The organism is Arthrobacter sp. NPDC056727, assembly GCF_042790555.1.
Taxonomy (GTDB): domain Bacteria; phylum Actinomycetota; class Actinomycetes; order Actinomycetales; family Micrococcaceae; genus Arthrobacter.
On record NZ_JBHTZA010000045.1, the window covers coordinates 1 to 15461 of the forward strand.

General features: G+C 67.3%; 18 protein-coding genes. 12 read left to right on the forward strand and 6 right to left on the reverse strand.

What is annotated here, in order from left to right; translation table 11 throughout:
* Window positions 1–194: 194 nt before the first annotated feature.
* From rimM to ACFRAH_RS23830, 12 genes are all read left to right on the forward strand, one after another.
* Window positions 195–776, forward strand: a complete 582-nt coding sequence (rimM, locus tag ACFRAH_RS23775) for a ribosome maturation factor RimM (RefSeq protein WP_377993361.1) — start codon at window positions 195–197, stop codon at window positions 774–776.
* Entirely contained in the window at window positions 777–1565 is a 789-nt protein-coding gene (gene trmD, locus ACFRAH_RS23780; RefSeq protein WP_377993362.1) for a tRNA (guanosine(37)-N1)-methyltransferase TrmD, read from the forward strand.
* Between the two features lie 212 nt (window positions 1566–1777).
* Window positions 1778–2137, forward strand: a complete 360-nt coding sequence (rplS, locus tag ACFRAH_RS23785) for a 50S ribosomal protein L19 (RefSeq protein ID WP_009359303.1) — start codon at window positions 1778–1780, stop codon at window positions 2135–2137.
* A gap of 85 nt (window positions 2138–2222) precedes the next feature.
* Window positions 2223–2903 (forward strand): signal peptidase I, encoded by a 681-nt coding sequence (gene lepB / locus ACFRAH_RS23790; RefSeq protein ID WP_377993363.1) that lies wholly within the window; start codon window positions 2223–2225, stop codon window positions 2901–2903.
* Window positions 2904–3737, forward strand: coding sequence for a signal peptidase I (gene lepB / locus ACFRAH_RS23795; RefSeq protein ID WP_377993364.1), 834 nt, complete (start codon window positions 2904–2906; stop codon window positions 3735–3737).
* A 2-nt stretch (window positions 3738–3739) separates the two neighbouring features.
* Window positions 3740–4411, forward strand: coding sequence for a ribonuclease HII (locus ACFRAH_RS23800; RefSeq protein WP_377993365.1), 672 nt, complete (start codon window positions 3740–3742; stop codon window positions 4409–4411).
* 40 nt (window positions 4412–4451) lie between these two features.
* Entirely contained in the window at window positions 4452–4778 is a 327-nt protein-coding gene (locus tag ACFRAH_RS23805) for a DUF2469 domain-containing protein (RefSeq protein WP_377993366.1), read from the forward strand.
* A gap of 132 nt (window positions 4779–4910) precedes the next feature.
* Entirely contained in the window at window positions 4911–5267 is a 357-nt protein-coding gene (locus ACFRAH_RS23810; protein WP_377993367.1) for a YraN family protein, read from the forward strand.
* Window positions 5267–6811, forward strand: a complete 1545-nt coding sequence (locus ACFRAH_RS23815) for a YifB family Mg chelatase-like AAA ATPase (RefSeq protein WP_377993368.1) — start codon at window positions 5267–5269, stop codon at window positions 6809–6811. The genes ACFRAH_RS23810 and ACFRAH_RS23815 overlap by 1 nt, the downstream gene beginning before the upstream one ends.
* An 11-nt stretch (window positions 6812–6822) precedes the next feature.
* Window positions 6823–8007 carry a DNA-processing protein DprA gene (dprA, locus tag ACFRAH_RS23820; protein ID WP_377993369.1) on the forward strand — a complete coding sequence of 395 codons (1185 nt, stop codon included), beginning with the start codon at window positions 6823–6825 and terminating at the stop codon, window positions 8005–8007.
* A 96-nt stretch (window positions 8008–8103) separates the two neighbouring features.
* Window positions 8104–9030, forward strand: coding sequence for a tyrosine recombinase XerC (locus ACFRAH_RS23825; RefSeq protein WP_377993370.1), 927 nt, complete (start codon window positions 8104–8106; stop codon window positions 9028–9030).
* 254 nt (window positions 9031–9284) lie between these two features.
* Complete coding sequence (locus tag ACFRAH_RS23830) at window positions 9285–9788, forward strand: DUF3145 domain-containing protein (RefSeq protein ID WP_003806074.1); 504 nt, start codon at window positions 9285–9287, stop codon at window positions 9786–9788.
* Between the two features lie 106 nt (window positions 9789–9894).
* Here the strand turns inward: ACFRAH_RS23830 and fabF are convergent, their stop codons facing one another.
* From fabF to ACFRAH_RS23860, 6 genes are all read right to left on the reverse strand, one after another.
* A complete protein-coding gene (gene fabF / locus ACFRAH_RS23835; RefSeq protein ID WP_377993371.1) occupies window positions 9895–11130 on the reverse strand; it encodes a beta-ketoacyl-ACP synthase II in 1236 nt (411 codons plus the stop codon).
* A 206-nt stretch (window positions 11131–11336) separates the two neighbouring features.
* Window positions 11337–11582: an acyl carrier protein gene (locus tag ACFRAH_RS23840; RefSeq protein WP_003806076.1), complete on the reverse strand. Its 246-nt coding sequence runs from the start codon at window positions 11580–11582 to the stop codon at window positions 11337–11339.
* A gap of 79 nt (window positions 11583–11661) precedes the next feature.
* Window positions 11662–12723 carry a beta-ketoacyl-ACP synthase III gene (locus ACFRAH_RS23845; RefSeq protein ID WP_377993372.1) on the reverse strand — a complete coding sequence of 354 codons (1062 nt, stop codon included), beginning with the start codon at window positions 12721–12723 and terminating at the stop codon, window positions 11662–11664.
* Window positions 12720–13649, reverse strand: a complete 930-nt coding sequence (locus ACFRAH_RS23850) for an ACP S-malonyltransferase (RefSeq protein WP_377993373.1) — start codon at window positions 13647–13649, stop codon at window positions 12720–12722. Before ACFRAH_RS23850 ends, ACFRAH_RS23845 begins: the two co-directional genes overlap by 4 nt.
* Before the next feature lie 88 nt (window positions 13650–13737).
* Window positions 13738–14982 carry a PucR family transcriptional regulator gene (locus ACFRAH_RS23855; protein WP_377993374.1) on the reverse strand — a complete coding sequence of 415 codons (1245 nt, stop codon included), beginning with the start codon at window positions 14980–14982 and terminating at the stop codon, window positions 13738–13740.
* Between the two features lie 249 nt (window positions 14983–15231).
* Window positions 15232–15461: hypothetical protein (locus ACFRAH_RS23860; RefSeq protein WP_377993375.1), on the reverse strand; the 230-nt coding region annotated here is incomplete at its 5' end.

A 15461-nucleotide genomic window follows, 5' to 3' on the forward strand; every position in this document is an offset into this window, starting at 1 on the left:
GCAGGTCAGGGTCGACGTCGTCGACACCGACCGCCGCCGGTAACGCGCCTGCAACACTTGTCTTAACGTCCGGCCCCTCCACCATCTCTTGGTGGAGGGGCCGGACTGCTTTGGGCCCTGACCAGCATTTGGATTCAGGGCACCCGCACCAGTCCCAATCACGCATCAACATGCAACCTACAACAGAGGAACACATGCAGCTTCAGGTGGCCCGTATCGGCAAGCCCCACGGAATCCGCGGCGAGGTGACCGTCCAGGTGCTCACCGACGCGCCGGAGGACCGGTTCGTCCCCGGCACCGGGTTTGTGGTTGAACCTGCCTCGGCCGGGCCGCTGACTTTGCGCAGTGCCCGCTGGAACAAGGACATCCTCCTGCTCGGCTTCGAGGAGGTGGCCGACCGCAACCGGGCCGAGACCCTGCGCGGCGCCAAGCTGTTCATTGAGACCGAGGAACTCGACGAGGACGACGACGAGGGCTGGTACGAGCACGAGCTGGTCGGCCTTGAGGCCCGCGTCGGCTCCCGGCCCGTGGGCAAGGTTACGGCCCTGAACACCATGCCCGTGCAGGACCTGCTCGTCGTCGAAACGCCTGACGGCAAGGAAATCCTCATCCCGTTCGTGGAGCAGATCGTCCCCGAGGTGAACACCGAGGAGGGCTACGTCCTGCTCACTCCGCCCTCGGGCCTGTTCGAGATCAACGAGGAAGGCGCGGACGACCCCGAGACCAGGGGCTCGGATTTTGCCGAGGGAGAATCCGGGCCGGAGGCCAAAGCGTAGATGAGAATCGACGTCGTCAGTATCTTTCCCGAGTACCTGGCACCCCTGGAACTCTCGCTCATCGGCAAGGCCCGCCAGGACGGGCTGCTGGACCTGAACGTGCACGATCTGCGCACCTTCACTACCGACCGCCACCGCACCGTCGACGACACCCCGTATGGCGGCGGCGCCGGCATGGTGATGAAGGCCGAGCCGTGGGCGCAGGCGCTCGAATCCGTGGCTGCTGCCCGGCCCGCCGGCGCGGCCAAGCCCGTGCTGATCGTCCCGTCCCCGGCGGGGGAGCGCTTCAACCAGGCGCTGGCTTACGAGCTGGCCGAGGAGGAGCAGCTGGTGTTCGCCTGCGGGCGGTACGAGGGCATTGACGAACGCGTCATCGAATGGGCGGCGGAACACTTCACTGTCCGTCCGGTCAGCCTCGGCGACTACGTCCTCAACGGCGGTGAAGTGGCCGTTCTGGCCATGGTCGAAGCCATCGGCCGGCTGCTCCCGGGCGTCGTGGGCAACCCCGAGTCCCTCGTGGAGGAGTCGCATTCGGACGGCCTGCTCGAGTACCCCGTGTACACCAAGCCGTCAGTTTGGCGCGACCGGGAAGTCCCGGCCGTCCTGCTCAGCGGCAACCACGGCAAGATCGCGCAATGGCGGCGGCATGAGCAGTACCGCAGGACGGCGGAACGCCGTCCCGACCTGCTGCAAACGTTCGACGCCGGGACCCTGCCCCGCGCGGACCGCACCGCCCTCGCGGATCTGGGGTACGACGTCGTCGACGGTCACCTTAGGCTCCGGGATTAACCAATCCTTGCCATGTGTGGCAAAATTAATCCTTGTGTCTGCTGGGTCCGCGCCTGCCACAGGGGGAGCGTAACCAACAGCAAGACACCCCGGTGCTGCCAAATGGTGGCGGGACCGGACTACAACACTTCGGCGGCAATTCCCGGAACCTTCCGGGCTTGGCCGCCGTGACCCAAAGTGGATGACCTGTGGCGTTCACCAGGAGTGGATCAATGCATATCCTCGATTCCGTAGATGCAGCCTCGCTGCGCACAGACGTTCCCGAGTTCCGCGCGGGTGACACCCTCAAGGTTCACGTGAACATCATCGAAGGCAAGAACTCCCGTGTCCAGGTCTTCCAGGGCTTCGTCCTGGGCCGCCAGGGTGACGGCGTCCGCGAAACCTTCACCGTCCGCAAGGTTTCCTTCGGTGTCGGTGTTGAGCGTACCTTCCCGGTACACTCCCCGATCATCGAAAAGATCGAGGTTGTCACCAAGGGTGACGTTCGCCGCGCCAAGCTTTACTACATGCGTGCACTGCGCGGTAAGGCTGCGAAGATCAAGGAAAAGCGCGACTTCAGCACCGCCAAGTAAGTCCAGACGGACTTTCACGGCGGGTCCCCGACCCGTGTCCGGCCAGCGCCGGAGCCATCCGCAGCAGCGCCACAGGATACGGATTATGGACCAGACGAAACGCCAGCCAGGGAAACCGGGCTGGCGTTTTGCGTTGCTGGCAGTGCTGGCCGCCGTCCTGGTCAGCGGGCTGATCCGCTCCCTCTGGCTGGATGTCTATTACATTCCGTCCGCTTCCATGGAGCCGCTGTTCGGCACCGGCGACAGGATCCTGGTGTCCCGTACGGCCTTCCAGTCCGAACCGGTCCGCCGCGGAGACGTCGTTGTGTTCGACGGCCGCGGCTCGTTCGCCCCGCTGAACAGCGGGGAAGGCCCGCTCCAGGAAGCGGCGGCCGCGGCCGGGCACTGGCTGGGACTGACCGGCAGTGATACTACATATGTAAAGCGGGTCATCGGGCTTCCCGGGGACCATGTGGTCTGTTGCGACGCCGGCAAACACCTCACAGTCAACGGCCAGCCCCTCGTGGAACCCTATCTGTATGACGGTGACGCAGCGAGCACCCAAAAGTTCGACGTGACCGTTCCGGAGGGCCGGCTGTGGCTGCTCGGGGACCACCGTTCGGTGTCCGCGGACTCCCGCAGCCTGCTGGGGGCCCCGGGCGGCGGCATGGTGCGGGCGGACAGGGTGATCGGCAGGCCGGTACAGATTCTCTGGCCGCTTGATAGATTTGCGTCAGTGGCGCGGCCGCCGTTGGCGGCTCAGACAACAACGAAGGACGGACAGTAGATGCCGGAAATTGATCCCGGGAGTTCCGAGCCGCGGCAGGCTGCCGCGGGACCGGGAAGGCATGCCGCCCAAGAGCCCGTTTCGGAAGCGGCAACCCCCGGCTCCGGCGCCGGACCTGCGTCGCCTGCTCCTGCCGGCCCGCGCCGCCAGGACAAGCGCCGGGCCCGCAACCCCTTCCTGCTGTGGCTGAAGGAGATCGCCACGGTGGTGGTGATCGCCGTCGTGCTGTCCTTCCTCATCAAGACTTTCCTGTTCCGGGCCTTCTACATTCCGTCCGAGTCGATGGTGAACACGCTGGACATCAATGACCGCATCTTCGTGAACCTCCTTGTTCCGGAGCCGTTCGCCCTCGAGCGCGGCGACGTCGTGGTCTTCAAGGACACCAAGGGCTGGCTGCCGCCCACACCGCAAAAGGCCGACGGGCCGTTCAGCGTTGTGGAGGACGGGCTGACCTTCGTGGGCCTCCTGCCGGACAACTCCGAGCAGCACCTGGTCAAGCGGGTCATCGGGCTTCCGGGGGACCACGTCGTCTGCTGTGACGCCGGCGGGAAGATCACGGTCAACGGTGCCGCCCTGGACGAGAAGTACGTCAATCCGGCGGAAGTTCCGGCCGTGCGCACCTTCGACGTCGTGGTGCCGCAGGGGAAGGTCTGGGTGATGGGGGACAACCGCAACCACTCGGCGGACTCCCGTGCCCACACCGACACCAGCGGCGGCTTCGTGGACATCGCCGATATCGAGGGCAAGGCAGCGGTCATCGCCTGGCCGATGAACCGGTGGGCGGCCCTGGACAACTACCCCGACGTCTTCAAGAATGTGCCCTCGGCACGCTAGCCATGTCCGTTGCACCCACCCTTGACTACGAGAAGCGCTTCCTGCCCCGTGGCGCGCGGTTCCTGGCCGGCGTCGACGAAGTAGGCCGCGGCGCCCTGGCCGGGCCCGTGAGCGTGGGCATCGCCGTCGTGGACCTGCAGAACATGGAACTGCTCGCCGACGTCCGGGACAGCAAGCTGCTCAAGGCAGCGGACCGCGAACGCCTCGATCCGCTGGTGCGGGCCTGGAGCGTCGCCTCCGCCGTCGGACATGCCAGCGCCCGCGAGATTGATGACCTTGGCATCATGGGCGCCCTCCGGGCGGCGGGCAACAGGGCCTGGTTTGCGATCCTCGGCGCCGGCATCACCCCTGACGTCGTCCTGCTCGACGGCAGCCACAACTGGCTCTCGCCGGCCGCCCAGCCCTCCCTGTTTGATGAGGTTGTGGTGGATCCCGGGTGCGAGGCTCCGGTCCACACGCTGGTCAAGGCGGACATGCAGTGCCTCAGCGTCGCTGCCGCGAGCGTCCTTGCCAAGGTGGAGCGTGACCGCGCCATGCAGACGCTGCACCTGGAGTTTCCTGCGTTCGGCTGGGACGTCAACAAGGGCTACGGCACGGCGGCGCACCGGGAGGCCATCCGCACCTGCGGCCCAAGCCCCTACCACCGGGTGAGCTGGAACCTGCTGACCGGGTAGCGTGTGCGCGCGTTCCCGCCGCATGGTGCAAGATGGAACCATGAGTGCCGAAGACCTTGAGAACTATGAGACCGACATGGAGCTCCAGCTCTACCGGGAGTACCGCGACGTCGCGGGTCTGTTCAGCTATGTGGTCGAAACCGAGCGGCGCTTCTACCTCGCCAACCACGTGGACCTGCAGGCTCGCAGCGCCGACGGCGAGGTCTATTTCGACCTCACGCTCCAGGACGCCTGGGTCTGGGATGTCTACCGCTCAGCGCGGTTTGTGAAGAGCGTCCGGGTCATCACGTTCAAGGACGTCAACGTCGAGGAACTGCCCCGCAACGAGGAACTGGCGCTGCCCAAGGATGTCGACCTCGGCAACTGAGTGGACCACCGGCCCGCGCCACTGTTCCTCCACAGCCCGTCGTTCACGGGTTTCCATCCGTCTTTCCCACATAGCCTAAGAGCTGTCTGTTCCGCGTGAGTCCGCCCCTGCAGTCTGGATGCGGAGGTGGACATGAAAGCGAAGGACTTGCTTGGCAGGCGCGGGGAAGAGCTCGCAGCCGAATACCTGGAATCACTGGGAATGCTGATCGTGGAGCGCAACTGGCGCTGCCCCGACGGCGAAATTGACATCGTCGCCCTGGACGGCGATGCTCTGGTGATCGCCGAGGTGAAGACACGGCGTTCGCTCGCCTACGGTCACCCGTTCGAAGCGGTGGGCGCAGACAAGCTCGCCCGGCTGCACCGCCTGGGCTTGGCGTGGTGCCGGGACCATGGACTGCGGTTGCCGCTGCGCCGGGTGGACGTCATTGCCGTGCTGGACGACGGCGTTGGCGAACCCACTGTTGAGCACCTCAGGGAGGTGCTCTGATGGCGCTGGGGAGAGCCTACTCGGTAGCCCTTGTCGGCCTGAACGGCTACATCGTGGAGGTCGAGGCCGACATCGGCCAGACCTTGCCGGCCTTTGTGCTTCTCGGCCTCCCGGATGCGTCCCTCAACGAAGCCAGGGACCGCATCCGCTCGGCGGCACAGAACTCGGGTATTCCGTTGAGCCGGCGGAAGATCACCGCAAACCTCATCCCGGCGTCGCTGCCCAAGCGCGGTTCCGGCTTCGACCTTGCCATAGCAATGTCGGTCCTGCGGGCCGCCGAAGACATCAGGCCCACAGGGCGCACGGTCTTCATCGCCGAGCTGGGACTGGACGGACGGCTCCGGCCTGTCCGCGGGATCCTGCCGGCAGTGATGTCTGCGGTGCAGGCAGGATTCCCGGACATCGTGGTGGCCCAGGCGAACGTGGGCGAGGCCGGACTTGTCCCCGGTGCCAGGGTCCGGGGGTACCGCACGCTGGCCCGGCTGGTGTTTGATTTTGGCGCTGACCCGCAGGACCTTGTCCTCGATATCGCGCCGGAGGAGGAACCTGCCGCGGCTGAGCCCGTTCCAGCGGACGCTCCGGTCCCGGACATGTGCGACGTCTCTGGGCAGGCGGAGGCGCGCTGTGCCCTTGAAGTCGCGGCTGCCGGTGCCCACCACCTGCTGCTGACCGGCCCGCCCGGCGCGGGCAAGACCATGCTGGCCGAGCGTCTTCCCGGGCTTCTTCCCGATCTGCGGGACACGGAGGCGATGGAGGTGACGGCAATCCATTCCCTGTGCCAGCTCCCCACCGCCGACGTGCAGCTGGTCCGGCGGCCACCCTTCGAGAATCCCCACCATACGGCGACTGCAGCGGCGATCATCGGCGGCGGGTCGGGGCTGCCGCGTCCCGGCGCCGCGTCGCGCGCGCACCGGGGAATACTGTTCCTCGACGAGGCGCCTGAATACGAACGCCGGGTCCTGGATGCGCTCCGGCAGCCCCTTGAGAGCGGCGAGCTGGTCATCCACCGATCTGCAGGAGCGGCGGCCTACCCTGCCCGGTTCCAGCTTGTGCTGGCGGCCAATCCCTGTCCGTGCGGCAAGGCCTCGGGAAAGGGCATTGAATGCACCTGCACCCCCGTCATGCGGCGCCGCTACATGTCACGGATGTCCGGGCCGCTCCTGGACCGCGTGGACATCCAGCTGCAGGTGGACCGCGTATCCCTGGCGGACTTTGGCCAGTCCGGGGGAGCGGAGGACAGTGCAACGGTCGGCGTCCGCGTCCAGGCTGCCCGGGCCAGCCAGTTGCAGCGGCTGCAGCCCCTGGGCATGGAAACCAATTCGCAGGTGCCGGGTCGCATCCTGCGTGGTGAGCTGAGGCTCGCATCCGCCAGCACCAGGATCCTGGACCATGCGCTGGAACGGGGCGTGCTCACGGCCCGGGGCTATGACCGCGTGCTACGCCTCGCCTGGACCCTGGCGGACCTCGGCGGCAGGGAACAGCCGGACGGGAACGACATCGGACAGGCCCTGAGCCTCCGTCAGACCGCCTCTGCAGCGGCGTGAAGGGAAACGACATGCACAACGAGAGACTGGCCCGCGCCGCGCTGTCCAGGCTGATGGAGCCGCAGGACGTCGCGGGCCTGGCCCTGGTGAACGTTGCAGGGGCCGGGGATGCCCTGAGGATAGCCACCGGCCAGGTCAGTTACGGCCCCGGGCTGGAACAGGACATCACGGCGCTGCTGGCAGAGCACAGTTCGGTCAACGCCTGGGCAGGCCTCGGTGCCGCACTGAAGCGCTGGGCACCGAGGATTCCCGACCTCGCCCCTGAACGGGACCTCGCCACCATGCAGCGCCTGGGCGGCCGGATGATCATCCCCTCGGACAGTCTGTGGCCACGGCAGCTTGACGATCTTGGCCTGCACCAGCCGATCTGCCTCTGGTGGCGGGGGGTAGAGCTCGAACTTCCCCCGGCAGCGAAGGCTGTCGCCCTGGTGGGCTCGCGGGACAGCACCAGCTACGGTGCGTCCGTGACCGGTGATCTTGCGTACTCGCTGGCGCAGCGCGGATTCACGGTGGTGTCCGGCGGCGCCTACGGGATTGACGCCCATGCGCACCGGGCGGCCCTGGCGGGCGGCTCGGATGCCATGCCGACCATCGCCGTGATGGCTGGCGGCGTGGACCGCTTCTATCCCTCGGGAAACGAGGATCTCCTGCGCGCGGTTGCCAACCAGGGTGCCGTGCTGGCCGAGGTGCCCCCCGGATCTGCGCCCACCCGCTACCGCTTCCTCCAGCGGAACCGGCTGATCGCCGCCCTTGCATCTGTCACGGTTGTGGTGGAGGCCCGTTGGCGGTCAGGTGCCTTGAACACCGCCCATCACGCGGAAACTTTGGGACGCGCGGTCGGAGCGGTGCCAGGATCGGTGCACAGCGCCAACTCGGCAGGCTGCCACCGGCTGCTGCGCGACGGCGGCGCCGTCTGCGTCACAGACGCCGGGGAAGTTGCCGAGCTCGCCTCGCCCAGCGGCCAGTCCTTGCCTGACGAAAGGAGCGGCCAGGTGGCCGACCACGACGGCCTGACTCTCGAGGACCTGATCCTGCTGGATGCCCTCCCGCTGCGGTCCGCCAGCTCGGTTGAAAAACTCTGCACCGTGGCCGGCCTGGGCGCCGAATCCGTGCGCGCGGGTCTCGGCAGGCTGGCGCTGTTGGGCCTGGCCGTCTCCGAGAAAGGCGGATGGAAGCGCACCAGGCAATCAGCCTAAGGTCGGCCGTCCGGCGACGTCTCCCTCGCCGGACGGCTCTGTGGTGTTGAGCGTGCCGTTCCGCGATTCTCTGCCAAATGCTGGGACAGTGGGGGAGTGGAGAAACAGGAACTGCCGGCAGCGCTCGCCCGTGCCGTCACGGGCTTCGGACGGTACCTGACGGGTGAACGGGCGCGGTCCGACCATACGGTTCGCGCCTACCTGTCCGACGTCTCCAGCCTCCTGGACTATGCGGCCGGTGAAGGGGTTTCTGATCCTGCCGGGCTCGAGCTCGGAACCCTTCGGCGATGGCTGGGCAGCCAGAGCGAGGCCGGCGCGTCCCGATCCACGCTGGCCCGCCGCGCGGCAACGGCGCGGACCTTCACGGCGTGGGCGCTGCGGGAAGAACTCATCGAAACAGATCCTGCCCTGCGCCTCCAGGCCCCCAAGCGCGACGGCTCGTTGCCTGGTGTGCTGCAGCAGGGCCAGCTTGCCAGTCTAATGGCCGGCCTCAACGAGGCTGCCAAGGACGGCAGCCCCGTGGCCCTGCGCAACCGGGCCATGGTTGAGCTGTTGTACGCCACGGGTGTCCGGGTCGGTGAGCTGGCGGGCCTGGACATCGACGACCTCGACCCGGACCGCAGAACCCTGCGCGTGCTCGGCAAAGGCAACAAGGAACGGACGGTGCCGTACGGGCTCCCGGCCGCGGTCGCCGTCGACGACTGGCTGCGCCGCGGGCGGGGAAAGCTTGCAGTCCCCGGCAGCGGACCGGCCCTGTTTCTCGGTATGCGCGGCCGCCGCGTGGACCAGCGCCAGGTCCGCAGCGTGGTGAAGGACCTGTTCGAGGCGCTCGGCGACACCTCCGCCACAGGCCCGCACGCCCTGCGGCACACCGCGGCCACCCACTTGCTCGATGGCGGCGCAGACCTTCGGGCCGTCCAGGAAATCCTTGGCCACAGCAGCCTGGCCACCACGCAGATCTACACCCACGTGTCCGTGGACCGGCTGCGCAAGAGCTACCAGCAGGCCCACCCCCGCGCGTAGGCCCGTTCCTCCGGCGCGTTTTCTACACCACGCCGAATTGCACTGGCGTAATTAGACGGCGTACGGCACAATAAGATCCAAGTTCGGCAACTTTCAAGTTGTGCTTGAAGCAATGTCTCCATGCCCCCTTGTCAGCCGGGCACGTAATTTCATAGATTGGCAGGAATCACCCGCACCACGCGGCGCCCGGAGCAGCAAGTATCCCGTCCATGCAGGTCGTTGGGGAAGACGTACCTACAGCTATGGAGGATGGAATGTCTGTTGCAATGACCCGCGGTGTGCTGTTTATTCACTCGGCCCCTACCGCACTGTGCCCTCACGTTGAGTGGGCCATCGGATCCGTCGTGGACAAGCGCACGGACCTGGAATGGACCCCTCAGCCCGCCGCGCCTGGCATGTTCCGCTCGGAGCTGTCCTGGACCGGCGCGCAGGGGACAGGTGCGCAGCTGGCGTCTGCCCTTCGGGGCTGGGCGCACCTGCGCTTCGAGGTCACCGAAGAACCCAGCCAGGGCGTGGACGGCGGACGCTGGTCCCACACGCCCGAGCTGGGAATTTTCCATGCCGTCACGGACGTGCACGGCAACATCATGGTCTCCGAGGACCGCATCCGCTACGCCTATGAGGCCGGCGCCGGCGATCCGTCCGCCGTCTATCATGAGCTGTCGCTTGCCCTCGGCGAGGCCTGGGACGAGGAACTCGAACCCTTCAGGCACGCCGCTGAAGGCGCTCCGGTGCGCTGGCTGCACCAGGTCGGCTAGGAGCAGCCCGCAGCCGGCCACGCGCGCCGGACGCAGCGATTCCCCATAGCAACGAAGAAGCCCCCGCCAATCGGCGGGGGCTTCTTCAGCGTTCATTCAGGTCACATCACACGCTGCGGATGGCAACGACCGCGTTGTGCCCGCCGAAGCCGAACGAGTTGCTCAGTGCCACAATGTCACCGGCCGGCAGGGCACGGAGGGAGGTCACGACGTCGAGCGGGATCTCCGGGTCCTGGTTCTCGAGGTTGATCGTGACGGGAGCCTTGCGCTCGTGGACCGCCAGAACGGTGAGGACGGCCTCGACGGCGCCGGACGCGCCGAGAAGGTGGCCCATTTGGGACTTCGTGGCCGAGACGGCCACGTTGTCGACGTGGTTGCCGAGCGCCGCCTTCAGCGCCGTATACTCCGGCTTGTCGCCCACCGGCGTCGACGTGGCGTGCGCGTTGATGTGGACCACGTCCTCGGCCTGGATGCGGCCGTCGAACATGGCTGCCTTGAGCGCGCGGGTGGCGCCCAGGCCTTCGGGGTCCGGTGCCGTGATGTGGTAGGCGTCGGCGGTCACGGACGTGCCGGCCAATTCGCCGTAGATCCGGGCACCGCGCGCGAGGGCGTGCTCCTCGGCTTCCAGCACCAGCGCGCCGGCGCCTTCACCCATGACAAAGCCGTCACGGTCCCGGTCGTAGGGGCGTGAGGCGTGCTCGGGATCATCGTTGCGGCGGGAGAGTGCCTGCATCGAGGAGAAGGCTGCCAGCGGCATCGGGTGGATGGCGGCTTCGGCGCCGCCGCACATGACGACGTCGGCCTTGCCGGAGCGGATCAGGTCCAGTCCGAGGTGCATGGCCTCGGTGCCGGATGCGCACGCGGACACGGGAGTGTGCGCACCGGCGCGGGCACCCAGGTCCAGGCTCACCGCAGCGGCCACGCCGTTGGGCATCAGCATGGGAACCGTCATGGGCAGGACGCGGCGCGGGCCCTTCTCCTTCAGGGTGTCCCAGGCATCCAGAAGCGTCCACACGCCGCCGATGCCGGTGGCGAAGGCCACAGCCAGCCGGTCATGGTCGATTTCCGTGATGCCCGAATCGGCCCATGCCTCGCGGGCGGCGATGACGCCGAACTGGGTCGACGGGTCCATGCGCTTGGCTTCAACGCGGCTCAGGACGTCCAGGGCGGGGGTGGAGCACCGGGCGGCGAAGTGGACCGGCAGTTCGTATTTGGCAACCCATTCGTCCTCGAGGGTGTGGGCTCCGGAAACCCCCTTCAGCGCGTTCTGCCACATCGTGGGTACGTCGCCGCCGATGGGCGTGGTGGCACCCAGACCTGTAATGACTACTTTGCGTGTCATGGGATCACTCTCTGTCGGTGCGCCTGCCGTGTCCTGTGCTGCTGGCCGGAGGCCGGAGTGGGTGGCGTGCGGGGGAAATCTGCGAAAAATTTGGGTGGTGCGTCGGCTGGCCGGTCCGGAAAACGTAAAGTCCGGGCCGGCCAGCCGGGTTCAGCCGTGAAGGCCGGTGCCTGTAAAGGCTGGTGCCAATTAAGGCTTGGACCTGCTTACGCCTGGGCGTTGGAAATGAAGTCCACGGCGTCGCCGACGGTCTTGAGGTTCTTGACCTCTTCGTCCGGGATGCGGACGCCGAACTTCTCTTCGGCGTTGACGACGATGGTCATCATGGAGATGGAATCGATGTCCAGGTCCTCGGTGAAGGACTTGTCCAGCTCGACGGCTTCGGGGGCCAGGCCGGTCTCTTCGTTGACGATTTCAGCCAGTCCGGCCAGGATCTCTTCGTTGCTAGCCATTGATGGCTCCTTTTCTTGTTATTGCCGGCAGGGAATGCCGGAAATGGGCAAACCGCGGTTGCGGCCTGTAGTGGGATTGCTACGGAAGGACGACTACCTGGGCGCCGAAGACCAGTCCGGCGCCGAAGCCAATCTGCAGGGCCAGCCCGCCGCTCAGTGCGGGGTTCTCCTGGAGCAGGCGGTGCGTGGCCAGGGGGATCGACGCTGCGGAGGTGTTGCCGGCATCGGCGATGTCCCGGGCCACGGTGACGGTCTCGGGCAGCTTGAGCTTCTTGACCATCTCGTCGATGATGCGCATGTTGGCCTGGTGCGGAATGAAGGCCACCAGGTCCTCGGCCTCGATGCCGGCGGCGTCCAGCGCCTGCTGGGCAACCTTCGCCATTTCCCAGACCGCCCAGCGGAAGACCGTCTGGCCGTCCTGGCGGAGGGTCGGGTACAGCTCCTGCGCCTCCTCGAGGAGCGCGAGGTCGCCGGTGGAGTCGGAGCGGCGTGCCGCGAGGCCGAGGTCGCGGACGTCCAGCATGGAGCGTGTCATGCCGATGGCGTCCCACTTGCTCCCGTCCGAGCCCCATACCGACGGCGCGATGCCGGGGGTGTCCGACGGGCCGATGACGACGGCTCCGGCGCCGTCGCCCAGCAGGAACGAGATGGTGCGTTCGCGGTTGTCGATGACGTCGGAAAGCTTTTCGGCGCCGACAACGAGGACGTACTTGGCGGCTCCGGAACGGACCAGGGCATCGCCCTGTGCCACGCCGTAGCAGTAGCCGGCGCAGGCGGCGGAGATGTCAAAGGCGGGGGCCGGCGTGGCGCCCAGCCGGTCGGCGAGGCTGGCGGCCGCCGAGGGTGTGGCATACGGGTGGGTCACCGTGGAGACGATGACGGCGCCCAGTTGGGATGCCTCGATGCCCGCCTTCTCCATGGCCTCGCGGGCGGCGCCCTCGGCCATGTCAATCACGCTGACGTCAGCGGGAGCACGGTGGCGGGTGACGATGCCGGTCCGCTGGCGGATCCACTCATCGGAGGAATCGATCCACTGGCACACATCCTCGTTGGTGACCAGCACGTCGGGGCGGTACGCCCCGATGCCGAGGATCCGGGCGTGCTCGTTGACCGGGGTCTGCTTCAGTACGGGCGTGCTCATGCCTGTCCTTCCATTTCTGCGAAGAGTGCAAGGGCTGCGGACAGGTCGTCCGGGGTCTTCACCGCAACCGTCTTGACTCCCGGCATGCCACGCTTGGCCAGTCCGGCCAGGGTGCCCGCCGGAGCCAGTTCAATGACGCCGGTGACGCCGCGGTTCACGAGGGTCTCCATGCAGAGGTCCCAGCGGACCGGCCGCGAGACCTGGGCGATCAGGCTGTCGACGGCGGCGTTGCCCTCCGTGACCTCCTGGCCGTCGAAGTTGGACAGCAGCGGCACCGACGGTGCCTGCGGCTGCAGTTCCGGGCGGAGCGATTCGAGGGCGCTCACCGCGGGGGCCATGTGTGAGGTGTGGAATGCGCCGGCGACCTTCAGCGGGATGACCCGGGCCTTGGCGGGCGGGTTCTCAGCCAGGGCCTTGAGCTGCTCGAACGTGCCTGCGGCGACGGTCTGGCCCGCGCCGTTGACGTTGGCCGGCGTTGCGCCTGCCGCTTCAATGGCGGCGAGGACCTCCGCGGGGTCGCCGCCCACCACGGCGCTCATGCCGGTGGGGGTGACGGCTGCGGCAGCGGCCATGCTGTTGGCGCGTTCACGCACAAATGTCATGGCTTCTTTTTCGGTGAGTACACCCGCCAGCGCGGACGCCGTGATCTCGCCCACCGAGTGTCCGGCCAGGATGACCGGCAGCGTGCTGAGTTCGACGTCGAACAGCGACTTGGCCGCCACCAGCCCGGCCGCGACAATCAGCGGCTGCGCGACGGCGGTGTCCTTGATGGTTTCCTCGTCAGAGGTGGTCCCGTGCGCAGTGAGGTCGATGCCTGCGATTTCGCTCAGGGAGGCCAGATGGCCTGCTACGGAGGGCAGTTCCAGCCAAGGGGCCAGGAAACCGGGGGTCTGTGAGCCCTGTCCAGGGCAGACGATTGCAAGCACGTATCCAGCTTTCCAAATTACCGGGTGATCCATTGGTGTTTCCGTACACCAAGCTCACGGGGTCAGGTTGTAGGAAGTCTACAACGGTTCAGTTGGTGTTCCGCGCGGCAACACGCTCGGCGGCGGGCTTCGGCGGAGTGGACAGCCGCCCCACCACGAGGGCCGCCTGGAGCACAAAAGCCTCCCGCGGGAGCAGCGGATCCCAGCCCGTTACGTCGCAGACGCGCTTGAGCCGGTACCGCACAGTGTTGGCGTGGACGAAGAGTTCCCGGGCCGTCGCCTCGAGTGAATGTCCCAGCTCCAGATAGGTGCCGAGTGTTTCCACCAGGCCGTTGGACGCCGCGAGGAGCGGCCGGTAAATGTTCTTTACGAGCGACCGCCGGGCCGCGTCATCCCCGGAAATGACCCGTTCGGGCAGGAGGTCGTCGGCGGCCACCGGGCGCGGAGCGGCGGGCCAGGCCCGCGCGGCGGTGAGCCCGGCGAAGGCCGACTGCGCCGAGCCGCTGGCTTCCAGCAGCGAGCTTGCCTCCGCTCCGTACACCACCGGACCGGGGGCGAACATCTCGCTGAGCTTCACATACGCCGTTTCCCGGTCGTGGACGCCGCCCAGAATCAGGATGAGGCGGTCGCCCTGGATGCCCACGAGGGCATCCTCCGCGTACCGGCCCGCCATGCGCCGCAGCTCGCTCACGTAACTGGCGCTGGGTTCCGACGGCGAGTTCCCCACCATTACGGTGAACCGCTCCTGCGCCTTCCAGCCGAGCGCGGCGATCCTGGAGCGCAGCGCGTCGGTGTTTTCGCCGCGCAGGATGGCGTCCACGATCAGGGCCTCAAGCCGCGTGTCCCAGGAGCCGCGGGACTCAGCTGCCCGGGCGTAGACGTCGGCGGCGGCAAAAGCGACTTCCCGCGAGTACCGCAGGACCGCTTCGCGAAGGGAGGGCTGGTCCGCTTCCGGAGCGATGACCGGAACCTGGTCCTCCACCACTTCCACCACGATCCGGATGAGCTGAAGCGCCTTCTGCAGGCTGATGGACCGGGTCAGTTCCGTCGGGGCGGTGCCGAAAACGTCGGACAGAATCCAGGACGGGGAACTGGGGCGCTCATACCAGGTGACAAACGCGGCGATGCCGTTCTGCGCCACGAGGCCCAGCGCGGACCGCTCGTCCGAGCTGAGCCGGCTGTACCACGGCAGTGACTTTTCCAGCTGGCGCATGGTGGTGGTGGACAGCTGACCGACGCTTGCCCTGAGCTTTTTCAGGGTCTCCGTCTTCTCCGGAGTCATGGTCCGGGAGGGCGTTTTGCGCGGTGCAGGGGCAGGGGACGGCTCGGGCATAATTCGAGCATACGGTGCCCGCGGGGCAAGCTCCATTTTGTGCGAAGGCTACAACTGCAGTTGTGCTGCATCACAGCGCTCCCGACACTCCCCGGAGCGCCCCACACGAACGACGGCGGCCCCCACCGTTGGTGGGGACCGCCGTCGCACGTTTTAGGCTGGGGCCACGCCCGCAGGGTTCCCTGGCCGAGCTTGCGAGGCGAGGGTGCGGGTGGGGATTATCTGTACAAAAACCCGGGATCCCGGTGGTTAGGACTCGCCTCCGGCGTTGCCCGTGGTGCCGGCGTTCACGTTGAGCAGGCGGTACTTCTCGATGGCCTGCGCCGGTGCGTTTCCGTCAACCTCACCCTTGGCTGCGAGCAGCTGCAGGGTCTTCACGACGACGGAGTGGGTGTCGTTTTTGAAGTAGCGGCGGGCGGCGGCGCGGGTGTCGGAGAAGCCGAAGCCGTCGGCGCCGAGGGTGGCGAACTCGTTGGGGA